At 72.1% G+C, this 673-nt stretch carries 1 pseudogene; it reads right to left on the minus strand.

Going from position 1 to position 673, the window contains the following annotated elements:
- Positions 1 to 673 (minus strand): annotated as a pseudogene (locus GT045_RS31405) (transketolase); the annotation flags it as partial.

The following is a 673-nucleotide window of genomic DNA, read 5'->3' on the forward strand; positions in this document are numbered from 1 at the left end:
GACCCGGCGAGGTCGGCGGAGCCGCCCCACAGCTCGGGGATGACCGCGCCGAGCGCCTGGAGCACCTTGCCGGACGCGGCACGCGTCGCGACGGCCTTGCCGGGCTCGAAGACCGGGAGCTTCTCCTCCCAGCCCGTGGGCAGCTCGCCCTTGGCGATCCGGTCGAACTCGGCCGCCCGCTCCGGGTTGCCGTCCCGCCAGACCTGGAGGGTCTTCTCCCACTCGGCCTTCGCCTGGGAGCCGCGCTCCAGCGCCTTGCGGGTGTGCGCGATGACCTCGTCGTCGACCTGGAAGCTCTTCTCGGGGTCGAAGCCGAGGACGCGCTTGGTGGCCGCGACCTCCTCCTCGCCCAGCGCCGAGCCGTGCGCGGCCTCGGTGTTCTGCGCGTTCGGGGCGGGCCAGGCGATGATCGAGCGCATCGCGATGAAGGACGGCCGGTCGGTGACGGCCTTGGCCGCCTGGATCGCGGCGAAGATCGCCTCCGGGTCCAGGTCGCCGTCGTCCTTGGCCTCCACGCGCTGAACGTGCCAGCCGTAGGCCTCGTAGCGCGCGACGGTGTCCTCGGAGACGGCCGTCTCGGTGTCGCCCTCGATCGAGATGTGGTTGTCGTCCCACAGCAGGATCAGGTTGCCGAGCTTCTGGTGGCCGGCCAGCGAGGACGCCTCGGCGGAGA

It is taken from the genome of Streptomyces sp. SID486, assembly GCF_009865385.1.
Classification (GTDB): domain Bacteria; phylum Actinomycetota; class Actinomycetes; order Streptomycetales; family Streptomycetaceae; genus Streptomyces.